A 2218-nucleotide genomic window follows, 5' to 3' on the forward strand; every position below is an offset into this window, starting at 1 on the left:
TTTTGATCTAATATTATTTAAAACTCTATCATTAGGAAAGTACGTACAACGGGTATTTTTTTTGTTTAAAACAAAAAATAAAAACACGCAACCCACAACAAAACCAAAGAGATAATAACTTAATCTATATGAAAATTTCATTTTATTTAATTTTTAGCAAAAGTAGCTAGAAATAACGAAATTTAAAATCAAAACACAATTAAATTTATATCGCGATATGTTAAATCAAACCATTCGCCAATTGTTTTATTGGTTAAAATTCCGTGGTAAAAATAAACACCATTTTTTAATCCACTATCGCAACGAATTGCACTTTCTATTCCTCCATCATCAGCAATTTGAAGCAAATAGGGCGTGATAATATTACTGATTGACAATGATGCTGTTTTAGAATATCGAGACGGAATATTGGGAACGCAATAGTGAATAACTCCATTTTTTATAAAAGTAGGATTCTCATGAGTTGTAATTTCTGAAGTTTCAAAACAACCACCAGTATCAATACTTACATCAACAATAACAGCACCTTTCTTCATGTGTTCGACCATAGTCTCAGTTACTACAATTGGCGTACGATATTTTCCTCGCATCGCACCAATAGCAACATCACAGCGTTGTAAAGATTTAAGTAATGTTTTATTTTGAATCGTTGAGGTAAATATTCTTTGATTCAAATTATTTTGTAAACGACGCAATTTTGTAATCGAATTATCAAAAACCTTAACACTTGCACCCAATCCTATAGCTGTTCTCGCTGCAAATTCTGCAACAGTTCCAGCTCCAAGAATAACAACTTCAGTTGGAGGAACACCGGTTATGTTTCCAAAAAGGAGTCCGTTTCCAAACTTACTAGCGGTTAATAATTCGGCAGCAACAAGAACAGACGCTGTTCCTGCAATTTCACTGAGTGACTTTACAGCTGGAAATGAACCATCTTCATCTTTAATATATTCGAAAGCTAAAGCAGTTATTTTTTTCTTTTGTAAGGCTTCAAAATATTCTTTTTTTCTGGTTTTTAGCTGAATTGCTGAAATAATAATCGTTTTAGGATTCATCATTTCTATTTCAACTAAAGTTGCTGGTTCTACTTTTAGAATCATCGGACAACCAAAAACTTTTTTAGTATCGTTGGTTATTTCAGCTCCAGCATCACTATAATTTTTATCGGAATAACTCGAATTTTCTCCTGCTCCGGCTTCTATTAAAACTCTGTGACCGTGACAAGTAAGTGCATTTACAGCATCAGGCGTTAAGCAAATACGACGTTCCTGATAGGAAGTTTCTTTGGGAATACCAATAAAAAGTTCGCTCTTGTGCTTCGCTATTTCTAATTTTTCTTCTTGTGGAAGTAAATCTTGCTTGCTAAAAGGTGTAATGGCCATGATTTTCTACTTATTTTGCACAAATTACAAAATTTATCACAATTATTGAAGTTCTAATTCTCTTTTGCCGTTATTTAAAATTGAAATGGTAATTACCGAATGATCTTCTGGGATTAAATCAGGAATTTTTTCTGCCCATTCTATAAAACACCAGTTTCCTGAATACAAATAGTCGTCTATTCCCATATCGAGTGCTTCGTTTTGGTTTTTTAATCGGTACACGTCAAAATGATAAACTAATTCGTTATCAGCTATTTGATACTCATTTACCAAAGAAAAAGTAGGACTACTTGTTGGGTTTTCAACACCTAATTGTTTGCATAAAGCCTTGATAAATGTGGTTTTTCCAGCTCCCATTTCTCCATTAAAAAGAATAACTTTTTCTGGATTAGCATCTAAAATTTGCTTTGCAACAGTTTCAATTTCGTCAAGATTAAATTCTATTTTCATTTTTATTTCTTTGGGCTAAACACTAAAAATGGCACAATGACTTCTTCGAGCGAAATTCCTCCATGTTGATAAGTATTTCTGTAATAACTCACGTAATGATTGTAATTATTTACATAAGCCAAAAAGAAATCGTTTTTTGCAAAAATATAAATACTTGTCATGTTTATAGACGGCAAACCAATTTTTTTAGGATCTTTTACAGCATATACATCTTTATTTTCGTATGTTAAACTACGTCCCGTTTTGTAACGTAAGTTTAAACTCGTGTTTTTATCACCAATTACTTTCGACGGATTTTTGCAATTTATCGTTCCGTGATCGGTTGTAATAATCAATTTAAATCCTAGCTTTTGTGCTTGCTGAATAATTTCTAATAAAGGTGAATT

2 protein-coding genes and 1 pseudogene are annotated in these 2218 nt (G+C 32.0%); all 3 read right to left on the reverse strand.

Annotated features, from left to right (window positions below):
* Positions 1–188 precede the first annotated feature (188 nt).
* Complete coding sequence (locus ACHZC3_RS01260) at positions 189–1382, reverse strand: alanine dehydrogenase (protein WP_394758062.1); 1194 nt, start codon at positions 1380–1382, stop codon at positions 189–191.
* A 42-nt stretch (positions 1383–1424) separates the two neighbouring features.
* A complete protein-coding gene (gene tsaE, locus ACHZC3_RS01265; protein WP_394758063.1) occupies positions 1425–1832 on the reverse strand; it encodes a tRNA (adenosine(37)-N6)-threonylcarbamoyltransferase complex ATPase subunit type 1 TsaE in 408 nt (135 codons plus the stop codon).
* Between the two features lie 2 nt (positions 1833–1834).
* Positions 1835–2218, reverse strand: a pseudogene (locus ACHZC3_RS01270) (two-component system response regulator); the annotation flags it as partial.

This window comes from Flavobacterium sp. (assembly GCF_043720215.1).
Lineage (GTDB): Bacteria > Bacteroidota > Bacteroidia > Flavobacteriales > Flavobacteriaceae > Flavobacterium.

Bases quoted from the DNA above. Each gene is read 5' to 3' on its own strand.
- tsaE (WP_394758063.1), bottom strand. From the start codon at position 1,832: ATGAAAATAGAATTTAATCTTGACGAAATTGAAACTGTTGCAAAGCAA.
- ACHZC3_RS01260 (WP_394758062.1), bottom strand. From the start codon at position 1,382: ATGGCCATTACACCTTTTAGCAAGCAAGATTTACTTCCACAAGAAGAA.